This window comes from Alistipes sp. HGB5, from assembly GCF_000183485.2.
GTDB lineage: Bacteria > Bacteroidota > Bacteroidia > Bacteroidales > Rikenellaceae > Alistipes > Alistipes finegoldii.
Genome location: NZ_AENZ01000009.1, coordinates 98227 through 118274, shown reverse-complemented (window position 1 = coordinate 118274; position 20048 = coordinate 98227). Strand labels below are relative to the sequence as shown.

Genomic DNA, 20048 nt, shown 5'->3' with positions numbered 1-20048 from the left:
GGTGCGGATATGCCGGGGAAGGACCGGCGGTGCGGCCGGAATTTTCGTTCTGGGGCCGATTTTTTTGTACACGATATCGTTTTTATGTATATATTTGCCGCCGTAAGGCAAACAATGACTTAAACGTTAGAAAGTTATGAAGCATGTAATTGTCATGGCGCTGGGGGCTGCGCTGGCTCTGGCGTCGTGTGTGAGCAAAGGGACGGTCGTCAAGGTCGAGGAGCAGCGCGATTCGCTTTCGGTGGTCGTCAGCGCGAAGGATTCGCTGATCAGTGCTGTTTTCGAGGACATCAGTTCTATTTCCGAGAATCTTGCGCTGATCAGGACGCGTGAGAATCTGCTCTCGGTGGCGGGCGACGCCGAAGGCGGCCGCCGTCCCGTGGAGGAGATCAACAACGATATCGCCGCCATCGACCGGCTGCTGCGGGAAAACAAAGTCAAGATCGCTTCGCTGCAAAGCGCTGTCGCGCAGTTGCGCAAAGCCAATCTGCGCCTCGACGGACTGGAGAAGATGATTCGGGACATGAGCGCGCAGCTTGCCGAGAAGAAAAACGAAATTGCCCGGCTGCGGGAGAATCTCACCCAGATGGGGGTCGAGGTGGAGACCCTGACCGAGCAGGTGGCTGTGCGGAGCGAGCAGGTCGAAACCCTGAATACCGAGAAGGTCGAGCTGGAGAACCAGCTGAATACGGTGTATTACATCGTCGGGACCGAGAAAGAGCTGCGTGAGGCGCAGATCATCAACAAGCAGGGTTTCATCGGGCGTACGCTGACGGTCAATAAGACCAATAATCTGGACAGCTTCACCAAGACCGATTCGCGGCTGCTGTCGGAGGTGCCGATCGGGCAGAAAAAGGTTTCGGTCGTGACGACGCATCCCGAAGAGTCGTACGAGTTGGTGACGGATGCCGACAAGGTCGTGTTGAAACTGCTCATCACCGATCCCGTCCGTTTTTGGGAGTCGTCGAAGATTCTGATCATAAGCTATAAATAACGGGCGGCGGGCCGGATGATCCGGCGCCGCGCGGCAATGAGAGAGGCATCCCGGAATATTCCGGGATGCCTCTCTCGTTTGGCGAGCGAGTGAGTTCAGCAAGGAAACCGAGATGGGGCGGATAATGGATGTATTTTGTCAGAGACGGGCGGTGTATGGCATGCCGGACACGTTTTTTGATTCGGATCGGAATGGAGACGAACCGTTATTTGCGATGCGCGGTGTTCTGTTTTGTCATTTTTATTTTTTTTACGTACATTTGGACAATAAAAAATATACATAGTTGTAATATGGATTATCAAATCAAACCGCAGTTTGTGGAGGCCGGTTTGAAAGAGAATTGCCCTGCGGATTGTAGTAGTTGTCCTACGTTTCCTGCGCCGTTTCGCCGCATAGGCGATTCGAATTACTGCCGTTTCGCGCAAATTTCTTTTTCAGCAGGAGAAGGGGTGACTTTTCCCGCAGACCGCATGGTGCGCATTCTTTTCGTGATGTCGGGTTCGCTGATGATGGAGCATGGGGATACGGTGCGGCTTGTGACGTCGAAACAATACGTATGTCTGGCGAGGGGCGAACGTTTCGTCACCACGGCGCAGGACGACGCCCATGTCGTCGTGCTATCGCTGATTCACCGCATCGAGTTCTGCGAACAGGATATCTTCGATAAGGTGATGCCCTACGATACGGTCATCCCGACCGAAGCAGTGCCGCGGCTTTCGATGCATCCTACGATCGAACGCCTGCTCTGCGATCTGTTCGCCGTTCCGGAGCTGAGCGAGTGCGCCCGTTACCACAAAATGAAGGCTACGGAGCTTTTCATGATGATCAAGGTGCTGTATACCCCGACGGAGCATGCTTATTTCTTCCAGTCGATGATTCAGCCGCAGGATAACTTCCGCGTGTTCGTGTGCAACAATTACGACAAGGCGCAGGGCGTGGCGGAGCTGGCCGCGCTTGCGGGCATGAGCCTTTCGGTCTTCAAGCGCCGCTTCGCCGAGCACTTCAACGACAGCGTCTATCATTGGATGATGCGCCAGAAGGCGCTGAAGATCTTTACGGATATCCGCGACGGCGAGGACAGCACGAAGGTGCTGATGAACAAGTATGGATTCCGCCATTATACGCAGTTCAGCCGGTTCTGCAAGAATTACCTGCAGGCGACGCCCGCGCAGCTGATCGCATCCATAAAGGAGGGGTAGTAGGGGATTTGTCCCGTACCGTCCGCAGACGGAGAGCATATGCCGGCAGCTTGGGTTTGTTGTCGGATTGTGGAAACGGAGAGGCTGTGGGCTTCTCCGCTTCTTTTTCAGCGCTCCAGCAGGTAGACGTTCAGATCGACGAACTCCCCGTCGGCAAGTCGTTCTCCCCGGACTTCCACCCGGTCGAGCGCGAATCCGAGCCGCTGGGGAATGCGGTTGCTACGGTAGTTGCCCAGTGCGCAGCGTATTTCGATGCGTTCCATGCCCATCTCTTCGAAAGCGAGCCGGCAGAGCGCCTGCACGGCGGACGTCATGATCCCCCGGCCCTGAAACTCGCTGCGGAGCCAGTAGCCGATTTCGATGGTGCGCGTCGTGCTGTCCGCCGATTTGAAGCCGATCAGTCCTGCGAACGCATCTCCGCTCCGGATCGTGAAGACCGGGTTTGCCGTGTCGTTCAGCATCCCTGCGACGACCTCCTGTGTTTGCTCCACGCGGTGCGTCGCCGCCACGAACGGGAGCCAGCGTCCGAGGTGTTCGCGCTGGGTGTCTATGGCGCCGAAAATCGCAGGGGCGTCCCCGCTGCGCAGCGAACGCAGCGAGAAGTCGTCGAACAGTGGAATCGTTTTCATGGTATATGCCGGTTTTGGCTGCAAAGGTAGTGAAAAATCGGGGAAGCTGTTTTTTTATATATTAAATAGGTGTCGGAGCGTTTTGCACCCGCAGGAACTGCGGTTTCGGAGCGTGCAGGGGCGGAACGGTAATAACCTTGGGTGCGGAGGGTGATATTTTTTGCAGAAGCTGTTGTAAAATATAAAACTTTTCCTATCTTTGCACCCGATTTCACCCCTGTAAAAAAGGCGGTAGACCGACGTTCTTTGAGAAGAGTAAAAAAGTGAAAAATTTATTGGAAATAATTTGGCCGGTAAATTTTTTATGCCTACTTTTGCAATCCAAAACGGTTGATTTTGCCGATGTAGCTCAGTTGGCCAGAGCAGCTGATTTGTAATCAGCTGGTCGGGGGTTCGAATCCCTCCATCGGCTCGGACAGCCGATGCAAGAGAAGCGGAAAGACGAAGGTCTTCCGGAACACGAGCAGCGGCGCAACGAAAGCCTCACGGGGAAGACCCGCGCAAAAAGCGAGCCGATCTTTCAGGGGCAGACAACTTGGGAAGTTACCAGAGTGGCCAAATGGGGCAGACTGTAAATCTGCTGGCTTACGCCTTCGGTGGTTCGAATCCATCACTTCCCACTAAGAAAGAGTGCCGGTTGGAGTTGCAAGATCTTCGGCGGTGTCCGATCGACGGACGGCGCGGAGGAAAGGGTAGACTCTGATACGGTATATTTTTGCGGAAGTAGCTCAGTTGATAGAGCATCAGCCTTCCAAGCTGAGGGTCGCGAGTTTGAGCCTCGTCTTCCGCTCAAGACGCAGAAGCGTGTGATACGGACGTCTCCTATCGGTTGATAGGGGAGTTTGTGTCGCCCGCTCGTTCTGCGAAATGAATTTTTAAAACTTTAAAGCAATTTTTAACAATACTTTAAATACTTAATACTATGGCAAAAGAAAAATTCGACCGTTCGAAACCGCATGTGAACATCGGTACCATCGGACACGTTGACCACGGTAAGACCACCCTTACCGCTGCTATCACGACCGTTCTGGCTAAGAAAGGTCTGTCGGAGCTTCGTTCGTTCGACTCCATCGACAACGCTCCTGAGGAGAAAGAGCGTGGTATCACGATCAACACCTCGCACGTTGAGTACCAGACGGCCAACCGCCACTATGCTCACGTAGACTGCCCCGGACACGCCGACTATGTGAAGAACATGGTTACCGGTGCCGCTCAGATGGACGGTGCCATTCTGGTAGTTGCCGCAACGGACGGCCCGATGCCCCAGACCAACGAGCACGTGCTGCTCGCCCGTCAGGTGAACGTTCCCCGCATCGTTGTTTTCCTGAACAAGTGCGACATGGTGGACGACCCCGAAATGCTCGACCTCGTCGAGATGGAGGTTCGCGACCTGCTTTCGAAATACGAATATGACGGCGACAACGCTCCCGTTATCCGCGGTTCCGCACTCGGCGGCCTGAACGGCGAGCCGGCATGGGAGGACAAGATCATGGAGCTGATGAACGCTGTTGACGAGTATATTCCGATCCCGCAGCGTGAGAACGAGAAGCCGTTCCTGATGCCTGTCGAGGACGTGTTCTCGATCACCGGCCGCGGTACCGTTGTAACGGGCCGTATCGAGACCGGTATCATCCACGTAGGCGATCCCGTCGAGATCGTAGGTCTTGAGGAGAAGACCCTGACTTCGACCTGTACGGGTGTCGAGATGTTCCGCAAGCTGCTCGACGAGGGCGAGGCCGGCGACAACGTAGGTCTGCTGCTCCGCGGTATCGACAAGAAAGAGGTTAAGCGCGGTATGGTAGTCGCTAAACCCGGCTCGATCACCCCGCACACCGAGTTCGAGGCTGAGGTCTACATCCTGAAGAAGGAAGAGGGTGGCCGTCACACGCCGTTCCACAACAACTATCGTCCCCAGTTCTATCTGCGTACGATGGACGTGACCGGTGAGGTTCACCTGCCCGCAGGCGTAGACATGGTTATGCCCGGCGACCACGTGACCATCACCGTGAAGCTGATCTACCCGGTAGCTATCAACGAAGGTCTGCGTTTCGCAATCCGCGAGGGTGGCCGTACGGTAGGTGCAGGTCAGATCCTGAAGATCGTGAAATAATTTTCACAACCTATAGGGAAGCGGTGTTCCGCACCGCTTCCCGCTTTTAGGAGCATAGTTCAAGGGTAGAATAGCGGTCTCCAAAACCGTTGATGGGAGTTCGAATCTCTCTGCTCCTGCCAAAGAGTAAAAGAAAAAAGTATGTTCAATTACGTTAAAGAATCCTACAACGAGCTTGTAAACAAGGTGACGTGGCCCACGTTTCCGCAGCTCCAGAGCTCTACGATCGTCGTGATGGTGGCTTCGGTCATTTTCGCCATTGTCGTGCTGGCTATGGACCTGACGTTCGAGAACCTGATGGCCGTCATTTACAAGACACTGGGTAATCTTGGCCGTTAATTGTTGCTGAAACGATGAGCGAGATTAAGAAGCAGTGGTATGTCGTCCGGGCTATCGGCGGTAAGGAAAACAAGGTCAAAGAGTATATCGAGGCCGAAATCCGCCATAATAATCTGGAGGAGTACATATCTCAGGTGCTGATTCCCACCGAAAAGGTATACACCATCCGCAACGGAAAGAAAGTCTCCAAGGAGAAGGTTTCTTATCCGGGCTACGTATTGGTGGAGGCCGCGTTTGTAGGTCAGATTCCGATTATAATTCGTAACACTCCCAATGTGCTGGGTTTCCTCGGCGATACCAAGGAAGACAGTCGCAAGATGAATGCCACGCCGCTGCGTCCGCAGGAGGTGGCCCGCATCCTCGGCCGCGTCGATGAGATGAACGCCATGGAGGAGGAGAACGAAATACCATTCTTTGTCGGCGAGACCGTCAAGGTCACCGATGGCCCTTTCTCAAGCTTCCAGGGTACCATCGAGGCCGTCGACAACGAGCGCAAGAAACTCACGGTATCGGTGAAGATATTCGGGCGCAAGACTCCTATGGAGTTGGGTTTCACACAAGTAGAAAAAGAATAATTAACCAAGGAAAACTATGGCAAAAGAGGTTGCTGCATTTATTAAATTGCAGATCAAAGGTGGTGCCGCCAATCCTTCGCCCCCGGTTGGTCCCGCATTGGGTTCTAAGGGAGTCAATATCATGGACTTCTGTAAGCAGTTCAATGCGCGTACCCAGGACAAGGCAGGGAAGGTTCTCCCGGTCATCATCACGGTTTACAGCGATAAGTCGTTCGACTTTGTTGTAAAACAGCCGCCTGTAGCTATTCAGCTCAAGGAAGCAGCCAAAGTGCAGAAGGGTTCCGCACAGCCTAACCGCGACAAGGTCGGTCAGGTGACGTGGGATCAGGTGCGCGAGATCGCTCAGGACAAAATGCCTGACATGAACTGCTTTACCTTAGAGGCTGCTATGCGTATGATCGCTGGTACCGCTCGCAGTATGGGTATCAACGTCGTCGGTGAATTTCCTAATATGTAATCGAAGATGAGTAAGTTGACAAAAAATCAAAAGATCGCCTACGCCAAGGTGGAAGCCAATAAGGCTTACAAGCTCTCGGAGGCTGCCGCTCTTCTGAAGGAGATTACGTTCACGAAATTCGACGCTTCGGTTGATATCGACGTGCGTCTGGGAGTCGATCCCCGCAAGGCCAATCAGATGGTCCGCGGCGTTGTGACGCTGCCCCACGGTACGGGTAAGCAGGTGCGCGTGCTGGTGCTCTGTACTCCTGAGAAGGAGGCTGAGGCTCAGGCTGCCGGCGCCGATTACGTAGGTTTGGACGAGTTTGTTGATAAGATCAAGGGCGGCTGGACCGACGTTGACGTTATCATCTGCACGCCGAACGTAATGGGCAAGGTTGGTGCGCTGGGCCGTATTCTGGGTCCCCGCGGCCTGATGCCTAACCCCAAGACCGGTACGGTTACGATGGAGGTGGGCAAAGCCGTTCAGGAAGTGAAATCGGGTAAGATCGACTTCAAGGTCGACAAATTCGGTATCATTCACACTTCGGTAGGTAAGGTTTCGTTCTCGGCCGATCAGATCGTGGACAACGCGAAAGAGGTGCTGAACATGATTCTCAAACTGAAACCGGCTGCTGCGAAAGGTTCTTATGTGAAGAGTATTTATCTCTCGACCACGATGAGTCCCGGCTTGCAGATTGATTCCAAATCAGTAGAAACCAAATAAGAAGGAGGAGAGAAGAGATGACAAAGGAAGAAAAACTGGTCGTTATTAACGCCATTGCCGAGCAGCTCCAAGCTTATCCTCACTTCTATATCGCCGACATCGCGGCGCTTGACGCAGAGCAGACCGCTGCCCTGCGCCGCAAGTGCTTCGAAAACGACGTCAAACTGGTAGTCGTGAAGAACACGCTGCTGGGCAAGGCGCTGGAGAAGGTGGAGAAGGCTGACGCTGATCTGGTAAAAGTATTGGAGGGTCCGACCTCGATTATGTTCGCCAACGTTGCGAAGGCTCCTGCGGTCCTGATCAAGGAATTCCGCAAGAAGTCCGACAAACCCGTTCTGAAAGCGGCTTTCGCCGAGGGATGCGTTTACGTGGGCGACGATCAGCTGGACGCTCTGTGTAACATCAAGTCGAAGGAGGAGCTTATCGGCGATATCATCGCACTGCTCCAGTCTCCTGCGAAGAATGTTATTTCTGCATTGCAGGCTAATGCAGGCCAAAAGATTGCGGGCATCGTGAAGACGCTCGAATCGAGAAACAACTAATCACAATCAAGAATTAAACAAAATTTAATAAGCTTACAACTATGGCAGACGTAAAGAAACTTGCTGAAGAACTGGTAAACCTCAAGGTTACCGAGGTAAACGAATTGGCTACCATCCTCAAGGAGGAGTATGGCATTGAACCGGCTGCTGCCGCTGTTGCCGTTGCAGCTCCCGCTGCTGGCGCAGGCGAGGCTGCTGCCGCCGAGAAGTCGACTTTCGACGTGATTCTGAAGACCGCCGGTCAGGCAAAACTTCAGGTTATCAAGGTCGTTAAGGACCTCGCTGGTCTTTCGCTGGGCGACGCTAAAGCTCTCGTTGACGGCGCTCCCAAGGCTGTTAAAGAGGGTGTCTCCAAGGAAGAGGCCGAGTCGATCAAGGCTCAGCTTGAGGAGGCTGGTGCTGAAGTTGAGCTTAAGTAGCATTGCTGCTTAAGTCGTTTCAGACGATTCAGGTATAGGGCTTACCGGCGTGTAAGCTCTATGCCTTTTCTTGGTCTAAAGACTGGAAGTGCCGAGCAGGAGCTGTGTCCACTCTTTGGAAGAAAGGATGCTCCCGGGGCGAAATACGCCTGCAAACGGGGGCATTGGCGGGATAATAAATACCCGGCAACGCGGGGGAGCGTAACCCACCAGAATTACACTTCAACATAATTTGGATTTTACGATGTCCACAGCAAAAACACAACAAAGAATTAGCTTTTCTACAGTCAAGAACCGGGTGCCTTATCCCGATCTGCTGGAGGTACAGCTTAAATCATTCCGGGACTTTTTCCAGATGGACACCACGGCCGAAAATCGTAAAAACGAGGGGCTGTACAAGGTGTTTCAGGAGAATTTCCCCATTACGGATACCCGGAACAATTTCGTTCTGGAGTTCATCGACTACTATATCGACCCGCCGCGCTACTCGATCGAGGAGTGTCTGGAGCGCGGGCTGACGTACAGCGTTCCCCTGAAAGCCAAACTCAAGCTTTACTGCACGGACGACGAGCACGAAGATTTCGGTGTCGTCGTTCAGGATGTGTACTTCGGTACGATTCCCTATATGACCGAACGCGGTACGTTCGTCATCAACGGTGCGGAGCGTGTCATCGTATCCCAGCTGCACCGTTCACCGGGCGTGTTCTTCGGACAGAGCATGCACACCAACGGCACGAAGCTCTATTCGGCGCGTATCATTCCTTTCAAGGGTTCGTGGATCGAATTTGCAACGGACATCAACAACGTGATGTATGCCTACATCGACCGTAAGAAGAAGCTTCCCGTCACCACGCTGCTGCGCGCCATCGGCTACGAGGCGGACCAGCAGATTCTCGAAATCTTCGATCTGGCGGACGAAGTGAAGGTCACGAAGGCCAACCTCAAGAAGGCTGTGGGCCGCAAGCTCGCCGCACGCGTGCTTTCGACGTGGGTCGAGGACTTCGTGGACGAAGACACGGGCGAGGTGGTTTCCATCGAGCGCAACAACGTTATCGTGGACCGCGAGACGGTCCTCGAAGAGGAACATGTGGACCAGATTCTCGAAAGCGGCGCCAAGACGATCCTCCTGCATAAGGAGAGCCTGTCGGGCATCGACTTCTCGATCATATACAATACCCTGCAGAAAGACCCCTGCAACTCCGAGAAGGAGGCTGTCGTTTACATCTACAGGCAGCTGCGCGCTTCGGAGCCGCCCGATGAGGCGACGGCGCGCGACGTCATCGAGAAGCTGTTCTTCTCGGACAAGCGCTACGACTTGGGCGACGTGGGCCGCTACCGCATCAACAAGAAGCTGGATCTGGATACCGATCCGGCCATTCGCACGTTGACGCGCGAGGACATCATCGCCATTATCAAATACCTGATCCAGCTGATCAACTCCAAGGCCGACGTGGACGATATCGACCACCTGTCGAACCGCCGCGTGCGCACCGTGGGCGAACAGCTGTCGAATCAGTTCTCGGTAGGTTTCGTGCGCATGGCGCGTACGATCCGCGAGCGTATGAACGTGCGTGACAACGAGGTGTTTACGCCGGTGGATCTGATCAACGCCAAGACGTTGTCTTCGGTGATCAACTCGTTCTTCGGCACTTCGCAGCTCTCGCAGTTCATGGACCAGATCAACCCGCTGGCCGAAATTACGCACAAGCGCCGTCTGTCGGCCCTCGGCCCCGGCGGTCTGTCGCGTGACCGCGCCGGTTTCGAGGTGCGAGACGTACACTACACGCATTACGGCCGTCTCTGCCCGATCGAGTCGCCGGAAGGCCCGAACATCGGTCTGATTTCGTCGCTCTGCGTTTATGCGAAGATTTCGCCGATGGGATTCATCGAGACTCCCTACCGGAAAGTCGAGAACGGACAGATCGACATGAACAACGACGACATCCGCTACTACTCGGCCGAAGAGGAGGAGGGCAAGATCGTCGCGCAGGCGAACATGCCGATCGACGACGAAGGCCACTTCCTGCAGCCCGACCGTATCAAGGCGCGCGAAGGCGCCGACTTCCCGGTGGTTACCGCCGAGGAGGTGAATCTGATGGACGTGGCTCCGAACCAGATCGCTTCGATCGCCGCGAGCCTTATCCCGTTCCTCGAACACGACGACGCCAACCGCGCCCTGATGGGTTCGAACATGATGCGTCAGGCCGTGCCTCTGGTGACTACGGACGCTCCTATCGTCGGCACGGGCATCGAGAAGGACATGATCTCTGACAGCCGCATCCAGATCGTGGCCGAAGGCGACGGCGAAGTGACTTTCGCCGACGCGACGAAGATACAGATCAGGTACGAGCGTACGGAAGACGAGATTCTGGCGTCGTTCGAGCCGGAAGTGACCACATACGAGCTTCCGCGCTACCGCCGTACCAACCAGAATACTTCCATCACCCTGAAGCCCATCGTACTGACGGGCGACAAGGTCGTGAAGGGACAGATCCTTACCGAAGGCTATTCGACGCAGCACGGCGAGCTGGCTCTGGGCCGCAACCTGAAGGTGGCGTTCATGCCTTGGAAGGGTTACAACTTCGAGGACGCCATCGTGATTTCGGAGCGTATCCAGCGTGAGGACATCTTCACGTCGGTGCACGTCGACGAGTACATCATGGAGGTGCGCGACACCAAGCGCGGTGTCGAGGAGCTGACTTCGGACATTCCGAACGTGAGCGAGGACGCCACCAAGGACCTCGACGCGAACGGTATCATCCGTATCGGCGCCAACGTGCATCCGGGCGACATCCTGATCGGTAAGATCACCCCGAAGGGCGAGAGCGATCCTTCGCCTGAGGAGAAGCTGCTCCGCGCCATCTTCGGCGACAAGGCCGGCGACGTGAAGGACGCCTCGCTCAAGGCGCAGCCTTCGCTGCACGGCGTGGTGATCGACACGAAGCTCTACAGCCGTGCCAACAAGGAGGGCAAGAAGGGCAAGAGCGCCGAGAAGGTGCAGATCGAGAAACTCGACGAGAAGTTCGCAGCCGAGATTGCGGAGCTGACCAAACGGCTGGTGGCCAAGTTGTGGACCCTGCTTCAGGGCAAGACCACGACCGGCGTCACCGACTACTTCGGCGTGGAACTCTATCCCGCAGGCACGAAATTCTCGCAGAAGATGCTGGAGGAGATCGCCCGCAAGACCACGGACGAGAAGACCGGCGTGGTGATGGGTTATCTGAATCTCGGCACCTGCAAGTGGACGGGCGACGCCCACACCGATGCGCTGATCGAAGCTACCATTAACAATTATACCATCGAATGGAAGAAGGCCGACGCCGCCATCAAGCGTGAGAAGTACAACATCACCAACGGCGACGAGCTTCCGCAGACGGGCGTCATTCAGATGGCCAAGGTCTACATTGCCAAGAAGCGCAAGCTCAAGGTGGGCGACAAGATGGCAGGACGCCACGGCAACAAGGGTATCGTAGCCCGTATCGTGCGCGACGAGGACATGCCGTTCCTCGAAGACGGTACGATCGTCGATATCTGTCTGAACCCGCTGGGCGTGCCTTCGCGAATGAACCTCGGACAGATTTACGAGACCGTGCTCGGATGGGCGGGCCGTGAACTGGGCCTGAAGTTCGCAACGCCGATCTTCGACGGTGCGTCGCTCGACCAGATCAACGAGTACACGGCCAAGGCGGGTATTCCGCACAGCGGCCGTACGTACCTCTACGACGGCGGCACGGGCGAAATGTTCGACCAGCCGGCGACGGTGGGCGTGATCTACATGCTCAAGCTCGGCCACATGATCGACGACAAGATGCACGCCCGTTCGATCGGTCCCTATTCGCTCATCACGCAGCAGCCGCTCGGCGGTAAGGCCCAGTTCGGCGGCCAGCGTTTCGGTGAGATGGAGGTTTGGGCGCTCGAAGGCTTCGGCGCCGCCAACATCCTGCAGGAGATCCTGACCATCAAGTCCGACGACGTGATGGGCCGCGCCAAGGCTTACGAGGCGATCGTCAAGGGCGAGAACCTGCCCAAACCGGGTATTCCGGAGGCTATGAACGTGCTGCTGCACGAGCTTCGCGGTCTGGCCCTGTCGGTCAAACTCGAATAAGGTATAATTTGAGGATAAGAAAAACGAAGAACAAATATGTCAATTTCCAAAGACAATAAGACGAACAATGGTTACAGCCGCATTTCGATTGGCTTGGCCTCCCCTGAGGAGATTCTGGCCCAGTCGAGCGGCGAGGTGCTCAAGCCCGAAACCATTAACTATCGTACCTACAAGCCTGAGCGCGACGGTCTGTTCTGCGAACGCATTTTCGGTCCCGTCAAGGACTACGAATGCCATTGCGGCAAGTACAAGCGTATCCGCTACAAGGGTATCGTCTGCGACCGCTGCGGTGTGGAGGTGACCGAGAAGAAGGTGCGCCGCGAGCGTATGGGCCACATTTCGCTGGTCGTGCCCGTGGTTCACATCTGGTACTTCCGTTCGCTGCCCTCGAAGATCGGTTACCTGCTGGGTATTCCGTCTAAGAAGCTGGAGGCGATCATCTATTACGAGCGTTATGTCGTGATCAACGCCGGCGCCGCCGCCGAGCAGGGCATCGAGCGTCTGGCCACGCTTTCGGAGAAGGAGTATCTCGACGTGCTGGCCGCGCTGCCGAAGGGCAATCAGGCGCTGGATGACAGCGATCCCAACAAGTTCGTCGCGCAGATGGGCGCCGAGGCGATCTACACGCTTCTGAAGACCGTGGACCTCGATTCGATGTCTTACGCGCTGCGTCACAAGGCTTCGACCGAGACTTCGCAGCAGCGTAAGAGCGAAGCCCTCAAGTGCCTGAACGTCATCGAGTCGTTCCGCGCGTCGGAGGGTAAGAACAAGCCCGAATGGATGGTGCTGAACGTCATCCCGGTCATTCCGCCCGAACTGCGTCCGCTGGTGCCGCTGGACGGCGGCCGTTTCGCCACGTCGGACCTGAACGACCTTTACCGTCGTGTCATCATCCGCAACAACCGTCTGAAGCGGCTCATCGAGATCAAGGCTCCGGAGGTGATTCTGCGCAACGAGAAGCGCATGCTGCAGGAGGCTGTCGATTCGCTGTTCGACAACTCGCGCAAGAGCAACGCCGTGAAGAACGAGTCGAACCGTCCGCTCAAGTCGCTGTCGGATTCGCTCAAGGGCAAGCAGGGACGTTTCCGTCAGAACCTGCTGGGTAAGCGTGTCGATTATTCGGCCCGTTCGGTCATCGTCGTCGGCCCTGAGCTGAAGATGCACGAGATGGGTATTCCGAAGGACATGGCGGCCGAGCTTTACAAGCCGTTCGTGATCCGCAAGCTCATCGAGCGCGGCATCGTGAAGACGGTGAAATCCGCGAAGAAAATCATCGACCGGAAAGACCCCGTGATCTGGGGTATTCTGGAGAATGTCATAAAGGGACACCCCGTGCTGATGAACCGCGCCCCGACCCTGCACCGTCTGGGTATTCAGGCGTTCCAGCCCAAGCTGATCGAGGGCAAGGCAATGCAGCTCCACCCGCTGGCATGTACGGCGTTCAACGCCGACTTCGACGGCGACCAGATGGCCGTGCACCTGCCGCTGGGAAATGCCGCCATTCTGGAGGCCCAGCTGCTGATGCTCGGTTCGCACAACGTCCTTAACCCCGCCAACGGCGCGCCTATCACCGTGCCGTCGCAGGACATGGTCCTCGGTCTGTACTACATCACCAAACCCCGCAAGGGCGTGAAGGGCGAAGGCCGCGTATTTTACGGTCCTGAGGAGGCTATTATCGCCTACAACGAGCGTCAGGCGGACCTGCACGCCATCGTGAAGTGTCTGGTGGACGACATCGACGAGAACGGCAATCCGATTACCGAATTGAAGGAGACGACCATCGGCCGCATCCTCTTCAATCAGGTGGTGCCCAAGGAGGTCGGTTATATCAACGAAATCCTCACGAAGCGTTCGCTGCGCGACATCATCGCCGTAGTGATGAAGAAGGCCGGTGCCGACAAGGTGGCCGCTTTCCTCGACGATATCAAGCACATGGGTTACCAGATGGCCTTCCGCGGCGGTCTGTCGTTCAACCTCGACGCCGTGATTATCCCCGAAGAGAAGGAGAAACTCGTGCAGGAGGGTTACGAGCGTTCGGACTCCATCATGGAGGACTACAACATGGGTCTGATCACCAACAACGAACGTTACAACCAGATCATCGACGTCTGGACGAACATCAATACCAAGCTCACGAAGGTCGTGATCGACACGCTGATCAAGGACGACGACGGTTTCAACCCGGTATACATGATGCTTGACTCCGGCGCCCGCGGTTCGAAGGAGCAGATTCGTCAGCTGAGCGGTATGCGCGGTCTTATGGCCAAGCCGCAGAAGTCGGGCGTCGAGGGCGGTCAGCAGGTCATCGAGAACCCGATCCTCTCGAACTTCAAGGAGGGACTTTCGGTGCTGGAGTACTTCATTTCGACGCACGGTGCCCGTAAGGGTCTTGCCGATACCGCGCTTAAGACCGCCGACGCAGGTTATCTGACCCGTCGTCTGGTGGACGTTGCGCAGGACGTGATTATCAACGAAGAGGACTGCGGTACGCTCCGCGGCTTGACGGCTACGGCCATCAAGCGCAACGACGACGTTGTGCAGACACTCTACGACCGTATTCTCGGCCGTACGGCACTGAACGACGTGATCCATCCGCTTACGGGCGAAGTGATCTGCAAGGCCGGCGAGGAGATTACCGAGTCGATCGCCGAAGCGATCGAGAAGTCGCCGCTGGAGTCGGTCGAGATCCGCTCGGTGCTGACCTGCGAGGCGCGCCGCGGCGTATGCGCCAAATGCTACGGCCGCAACCTTGCCACTGCCCGCATGGTGCAGAAGGGCGAAGTGGTCGGCGTGATCGCCGCCCAGTCGATCGGCGAGCCGGGTACGCAGCTTACGCTCCGTACGTTCCACGTCGGCGGTGTGGCCGGCGGTACGGCCGTCGAGACCAATGTCGTTTCGAAATACGAAGGCCGTCTGGAAATCGACGAACTGCGCACCGTCAAGGGCAAGAACGCCATGGGCGAGGCGATTGACATCGTTATCTCGCGTCAGTCGGAGTTCCGCATCGTCGATCCCAAGACTGAAATCGTTCTTTATACGCACAACCTGCCTTACGGCGCGACGCTCTTCATGGCGGACGGCGCCGAAGTCAAGAAGGGCGACATGATCTGCGAGTGGGACCCCTACAACGCCGTTATTATTTCGGAGTACGAGGGCCGCGCCGTTTACGAAAACATCATCGAGGGCGTTACCTACCGCGATGAGCGCGACGAGCAGACCGGACTTTCGGAGAAGGTGGTCACCGAGTCGAAGGACAAGACCAAGAACCCCGTCATCAAGATCGTCAACAAGGAGGGCGAGGAGGTCAAGCAGTACAACCTGCCCGTTTCGGCCCACGTCGTGGTGAAGGATAACGCCAAGATCAAGGCCGGCGATATCCTGATCAAGATTCCGCGTGCCGTCGGCAAGTCGGGCGGTGACATCACCGGCGGTCTGCCGCGTGTTACCGAGCTGTTCGAAGCCCGCAACCCGTCGAACCCCGCCATCGTTTCGGAAATCGACGGCGAGGTGTCGTTCGGCAAGATCAAGCGCGGTAATCGTGAGATCATCATCACCTCGAAACAGGGCGATATGAAGCGTTACCTCGTGCCCCTGTCGCGTCAGATCATCGTGCAGGAGAACGACTACGTGAAGGCCGGAAGCCCGCTGTCGGACGGCGCCATCACTCCGAGCGACATCCTCAATATCCTCGGCCCGACGAAGGTGCAGGAGTACATCGTCAACGAGGTGCAGGAGGTGTACCGCATGCAGGGTGTGAAGATCAACGACAAGCACTTCGAGGTCATCGTCCGCCAGATGATGAACAAGGTGCGGATCGAGGATCCGGGAGACACCCGTTTCTTCGAGGACCAGACCGTCGACAAGTGGGAGTTCATGGACGTCAACGACGAACTTTACGACAAGGTGGTCGTTACCGATGCCGGCGATTCGACGTCGCTGCAGCCCGGACAGATCGTTTCGCTGCGCAAGCTCCGCGACGAGAATTCGAGCCTCAAGCGCCGCGACATGAAGCCCGTGCAGGTGCGCGATATTATTCCCGCAACCTCGACGCAGGTGCTGCAGGGTATTACCCGCGCCGCGCTGCAGACTTCGAGCTTCATCTCGGCCGCATCGTTCCAAGAGACCACCAAGGTGCTCAACGAAGCTGCCATCCAAGCGAAGGTCGATCCGCTGGAGAACCTCAAGGAGAACGTCATCTGCGGTCATCTGATCCCCGGCGGTACGGGTCTGCGCGAGTACGACAACCTGGTGGTCGGTTCGAAAGCCGAGCTGGAATCGCTTCAGCAGGCGCAGTAAGCCGACGTTACCTATACGATTCGAAAGAAGCCGTTCCCAAAGGAACGGCTTCTTTTTTACCGTGTCCGGATTATTTCATTGTCTTTATCACGTCACTGTCCCGATAATTATGCGTAAATCGAAATGGTTCATACTCCCGGCGGCTTGGCTAGCCGTTTTCTTATCGGTCGGATGCGTTGGCCGCCTCAAACCGGGTGTTGCGGCGCAAGCGGAGATGACCGCTGACGGAGTTGCTGCGGATGGCTGAAAATCCTGTACGCTGCAGCGAAGCGTGCTTGGCGCTGTTCGAACTTACGGGACCGGTGAAAACCTGCCAAGCAGAAGCTGGCAGACCGGAACAGCCGAAAAAAAGTGCGAGGAGTGGAGGGGATGCGCAGGCCGGGATGTCGGCAGTGCTGACCTGTGATACCGCAGGCCGGATCGTTGCGCAGAGGCTCGAATACGGGGGCGATGCGGTGGGGGACGGCGAGCGGCCTGCCGAATTTTCATACGATGACGCCGGGCGGCTGACGCGGACCCATGCGAATCCCGGCCCGTAAAAACGGCGGGTTCCTGCCGGGGAGAGCCTGTCCGGGTTATTTTTTGTCGTTGTAACGCTTGGCGAGACCTCCGGTCGATGTTTCGCGGTAGAGACTCGGCAGGTTGTGGCCGGTTTCGTTCATCACCTCCACGACCTTGTCGAAACTGACCATATGCGAACCGTCGGAGAGCGTGGCGTAGGCGTTGGCGTCGAAGGCTCTGGCCGCGGCGATCGCGTTGCGTTCGATGCAGGGGACCTGCACAAGTCCGCAGACGGGGTCGCAGGTCAATCCCAGATGGTGTTCGAGTCCCATCTCCGCGGCGTATTCGATCTGCGCAGGCGTGCCGCCGAACAACTGGCAGGCCGCGGCGGCAGCCATGGCGCAGGCCACGCCGACCTCGCCCTGACAGCCGACTTCGGCGCCCGAAATCGAAGCGTTGGTCTTGGCGACGTTGCCGAAGAGTCCCGCCGTGGCCAGCGCCCGCAGGATGCGGATGCGCAGGAAGTTGCGCGAATTGGCCAGATGGTAGAGCACCGCCGGGACGACGCCGCACGAGCCGCACGTCGGGGCCGTTACGACGGTGCCGCCGGAAGCGTTCTCCTCCGAAGTCGCCAGCGCATAGGCGTAAATCTGGGCGCGGGATTTCAGCGAATCGGTGTAGCTCTTCGATTTGACCCAGTAGGTGCTGGCTTTGCGGGCGACTTTAAGCCCTCCGGGCAGTACGCCGTCGTTGTTCAGGCCGCGCTGGATCGTCTCGCACATCACGGTCCATATCTCGTCGAGGTAACCCCAGATTTCGGGACCTTCGCAGTCGGTTACGTATTCCCAGTAAGTCTTGCCTTCGTGGCTGCACCACGCTTTGATCTCGCTGACGGTAGTCAGCGGGTAGATGCTGTGCGGCGTTTCGAGACGCGACGTCTCGTTTGCCAGCGCACCTCCGCCGATGCTGTAGATGGTCCAGCTGTCCGCGACATTGCCTGCCTTCAGCCCTTCGAACAGCATGCCGTTGGGGTGGAAGGGCAGCACGACCTCCGGTTTCCAGACGATTTCGGTCGGAGCGAGAGACGCCAGCACCGAGAGGATCGCGGCGTCGGTAAGGTGGCCTTTGCCGGTGGCGGCCAACGACCCGTACAGCGTCACGCGGTAGGCGTCCGCATCGTGACAGCGTTCGGCGAAACGTTCGGCGGCTTTCTTGGGACCCATCGTGTGGCTGCTCGACGGGCCGTTGCCTATTTTGTACAACTCCTTGAGTGATTCCATCGTATCGTTGTTTTCGGGGCAAAGACAGTGCAGGCCGGGGGCAGAGACGAATTTATTCGAACCGTGCCGGGACGCCGCCTGTCTGAGCGGAGGTTTATCCGCCGCAAAGATAATGTAAATGTCGGAATTTTCTCTTCCCGAAAGAGATTTGAAGAGATCGGAGGCCTGCCCGGCGGGTTTATAAAACAGGAGAGAAACCGAGGTTTCTCTCCTTGTAGTCTCACCGCGACTCGAACGCGAATCTAGGGTTTAGGAAACCCTCGTTCTATCCCTTGAACTATGAGACCCTGAAAAAAGCGGTGCACCTCCGATGAAGCGCACCGCAAAGATAATAATTTTTCCCGTTTTTAGAAACTGAAACCTACGCCGATCGAGAACGTGTGGGCGCGGGCGGTGTAATTACCCGAAAAATCGGCGATCGGGCTGGTGAGCTGGCTTTCGGGAACGCCTGCCGCCGTCAGTTTTTCGTTCACGATGCCCAGCACCGAATTGGTGTAGGGATAGGAACCCGTGCGCTCCGGATCGGCCGAATTGACATAGCCGTAGGCGATGTCGATGTTCATCCATTTGATCGGGCGGAAGGTGACGCCGGCCGTATAGGCGAGCTTGGTCATCGACGGGGTTTCGGGATTGAGGTAGTCGCTGCGCACGGGGCTTTCGTCCACGTACATACCCATGCGGGCCGTCAGCCAGTCGAGAGCGTGGTACTGGCCGCCGAAACGGAACGCCAGCGTATTGGAGTATTTCTTGTCGCTGACCGGAATGTTCAGCACGGGAGTATTGCTGTCGGGGTCGAGAATCCGGACGTCGAGCTGGTCGTAGGCGCTCCAGAGCACATATTGCAGATCGACGGCGAATTCCCACTTCGGAACGGGGCGGAAGCTGACGCCCCACGTCAGCGACGCCGGCAGGGGCAGTTCGGTCTTCACGACGGCCGACGTGAGTTTGGCGGGGTCGAGACCCAGCTGGGGCAGGAGCTGGCCGATTGCCTGAGCGATCTGGGCGTTGTCGATCATACGCAGGTCGATCGAACCCGAATCCACCTTCATTTTGAGTTTCGAACGGTAGGTGAAGCCCAGCGACCACTGTTCGTTGATGTCCCACATCATGCCGAGGTTGACGCCGACGGCCATCTTGGCTTTGCCTTCGAGGCCCAGCGACATCAGGTTTTTGTCCCCGGCCATTTCGAAGAGGTTGGGCATTTGCAATGCGCCCATGAGCGCATTGTTCTGCGCGTTGTCCGCACCGATAGGCAGCAGCGAACGCGAAAGGTCGAATTTACCCCAAGTCATCATCAGACCGCCGCCGACGGAGAGGTGCTCGCAGAGTTTGAACGAGACGGTCGGCTGGACGTTGTATGCCTTGAGATTGATCGACTGCACGAGCTGCGCTCCCGGCCAGTTGTTGCCCCAGTCCATCGAGGAGCCGAACGGCGTGTTGAAGGCCAGACCGACCGACATCCAGTCGAGGGGTTTGTAGTTGAAGTAGGCGTAAAGCGGAGTGGCTATGCTGTTGTCCGAGGTGTAGTGCTGCGGTTTGGTCTTGCCCGTATAGTCGGGGAGCGACGTATAGGTAGCCTTCGAAGCGATACCCGTGATGCCGACCGAAATGTCGAACTCGGAGTCCTGAAACGAAGCGGCGGCGGGGTTGAACCAGATCGATTCGGAGTTGAGTTTCATGGCTGTACCCACATGGCCCATACCGTTCTGCTTCGAGGAGAGGTTGTTCACCTGATATCCTTCGGCGTATGCTCCGGAGGCGGCGGCAGCGGCGGCCAGAAGTAGGAAGATTTTTTTCATAACGTATTGGTTTGGTTTATACTGTCCGCACTGCGGAGTGCGAAAAATCGAGGGCAAAAGTATAAAAACTATTCCCGCCACCCAAACTTTTTGGCCTA

The 20048-nt window shown here is 56.7% G+C and carries 14 protein-coding genes and 5 tRNA genes; 15 read left to right on the top strand and 4 right to left on the bottom strand.

Features of this window, described 5'->3' with window-relative positions; genetic code table 11:
* Window positions 1-136 precede the first annotated feature (136 nt).
* Both HMPREF9720_RS01740 and HMPREF9720_RS01735 read left to right on the top strand, forming a co-directional pair.
* Entirely contained in the window at window positions 137-994 is an 858-nt protein-coding gene (locus HMPREF9720_RS01740; protein ID WP_009596463.1) for a hypothetical protein, read from the top strand.
* A 470-nt stretch (window positions 995-1464) separates the two neighbouring features.
* The gene (locus HMPREF9720_RS01735; RefSeq protein ID WP_039939562.1) at window positions 1465-2193 is read left to right on the top strand and encodes a helix-turn-helix domain-containing protein; all 729 of its coding nucleotides are present in this window, start codon (window positions 1465-1467) and stop codon (window positions 2191-2193) included.
* Between the two features lie 107 nt (window positions 2194-2300).
* On the opposite strand, the gene HMPREF9720_RS01730 is transcribed toward HMPREF9720_RS01735, so the two are convergent.
* Window positions 2301-2822: a GNAT family N-acetyltransferase gene (locus tag HMPREF9720_RS01730; protein WP_009596318.1), complete on the bottom strand. Its 522-nt coding sequence runs from the start codon at window positions 2820-2822 to the stop codon at window positions 2301-2303.
* 338 nt (window positions 2823-3160) lie between these two features.
* On the opposite strand from HMPREF9720_RS01730, the gene HMPREF9720_RS01725 reads away from it, so the two are divergent.
* The 13 genes from HMPREF9720_RS01725 to rpoC all read left to right on the top strand — a co-directional run bounded on the left by HMPREF9720_RS01725 (window position 3161) and on the right by rpoC (window position 16370).
* Window positions 3161-3234: transfer RNA gene (locus HMPREF9720_RS01725), tRNA-Thr, on the top strand.
* 125 nt (window positions 3235-3359) lie between these two features.
* Window positions 3360-3442 (top strand) — tRNA-Tyr (locus HMPREF9720_RS01720).
* Between the two features lie 97 nt (window positions 3443-3539).
* A tRNA-Gly gene (locus tag HMPREF9720_RS01715) sits at window positions 3540-3612 on the top strand.
* Window positions 3613-3744: 132 nt separating this feature from the next.
* Window positions 3745-4932, top strand: a complete 1188-nt coding sequence (tuf, locus tag HMPREF9720_RS01710; RefSeq protein WP_009596396.1) for an elongation factor Tu — start codon at window positions 3745-3747, stop codon at window positions 4930-4932.
* 48 nt (window positions 4933-4980) lie between these two features.
* Window positions 4981-5054 (top strand) — tRNA-Trp (locus HMPREF9720_RS01705).
* 19 nt (window positions 5055-5073) lie between these two features.
* Complete coding sequence (gene secE, locus HMPREF9720_RS01700; protein WP_009596332.1) at window positions 5074-5271, top strand: preprotein translocase subunit SecE; 198 nt, start codon at window positions 5074-5076, stop codon at window positions 5269-5271.
* 14 nt (window positions 5272-5285) lie between these two features.
* Window positions 5286-5846, top strand: coding sequence for a transcription termination/antitermination protein NusG (gene nusG, locus HMPREF9720_RS01695; RefSeq protein WP_009596421.1), 561 nt, complete (start codon window positions 5286-5288; stop codon window positions 5844-5846).
* Between the two features lie 16 nt (window positions 5847-5862).
* The gene (gene rplK, locus HMPREF9720_RS01690) at window positions 5863-6303 is read left to right on the top strand and encodes a 50S ribosomal protein L11 (RefSeq protein WP_009596474.1); all 441 of its coding nucleotides are present in this window, start codon (window positions 5863-5865) and stop codon (window positions 6301-6303) included.
* 6 nt (window positions 6304-6309) lie between these two features.
* Window positions 6310-7008, top strand: coding sequence for a 50S ribosomal protein L1 (gene rplA, locus HMPREF9720_RS01685; RefSeq protein ID WP_009596498.1), 699 nt, complete (start codon window positions 6310-6312; stop codon window positions 7006-7008).
* Window positions 7009-7025: 17 nt separating this feature from the next.
* Window positions 7026-7550 carry a 50S ribosomal protein L10 gene (gene rplJ, locus HMPREF9720_RS01680; RefSeq protein ID WP_009596430.1) on the top strand — a complete coding sequence of 175 codons (525 nt, stop codon included), beginning with the start codon at window positions 7026-7028 and terminating at the stop codon, window positions 7548-7550.
* Between the two features lie 41 nt (window positions 7551-7591).
* Window positions 7592-7969: a 50S ribosomal protein L7/L12 gene (gene rplL / locus HMPREF9720_RS01675; protein ID WP_009596324.1), complete on the top strand. Its 378-nt coding sequence runs from the start codon at window positions 7592-7594 to the stop codon at window positions 7967-7969.
* A 244-nt stretch (window positions 7970-8213) separates the two neighbouring features.
* Window positions 8214-12074: a DNA-directed RNA polymerase subunit beta gene (rpoB, locus tag HMPREF9720_RS01670; protein ID WP_009596390.1), complete on the top strand. Its 3861-nt coding sequence runs from the start codon at window positions 8214-8216 to the stop codon at window positions 12072-12074.
* A 36-nt stretch (window positions 12075-12110) separates the two neighbouring features.
* Window positions 12111-16370 carry a DNA-directed RNA polymerase subunit beta' gene (rpoC, locus tag HMPREF9720_RS01665; protein WP_009596320.1) on the top strand — a complete coding sequence of 1420 codons (4260 nt, stop codon included), beginning with the start codon at window positions 12111-12113 and terminating at the stop codon, window positions 16368-16370.
* Between the two features lie 575 nt (window positions 16371-16945).
* Here rpoC and HMPREF9720_RS01655 read toward each other — a convergent pair.
* The 3 genes from HMPREF9720_RS01655 to HMPREF9720_RS01650 all read right to left on the bottom strand — a co-directional run bounded on the left by HMPREF9720_RS01655 (window position 16946) and on the right by HMPREF9720_RS01650 (window position 19950).
* A complete protein-coding gene (locus HMPREF9720_RS01655) occupies window positions 16946-18151 on the bottom strand; it encodes an L-serine ammonia-lyase, iron-sulfur-dependent, subunit alpha (protein WP_009596377.1) in 1206 nt (401 codons plus the stop codon).
* Window positions 18152-18366: 215 nt separating this feature from the next.
* A tRNA-Arg gene (locus tag HMPREF9720_RS15560) sits at window positions 18367-18438 on the bottom strand.
* Between the two features lie 60 nt (window positions 18439-18498).
* The gene (locus HMPREF9720_RS01650; protein WP_039939554.1) at window positions 18499-19950 is read right to left on the bottom strand and encodes an OmpP1/FadL family transporter; all 1452 of its coding nucleotides are present in this window, start codon (window positions 19948-19950) and stop codon (window positions 18499-18501) included.
* Window positions 19951-20048: the final 98 nt, after the last annotated feature.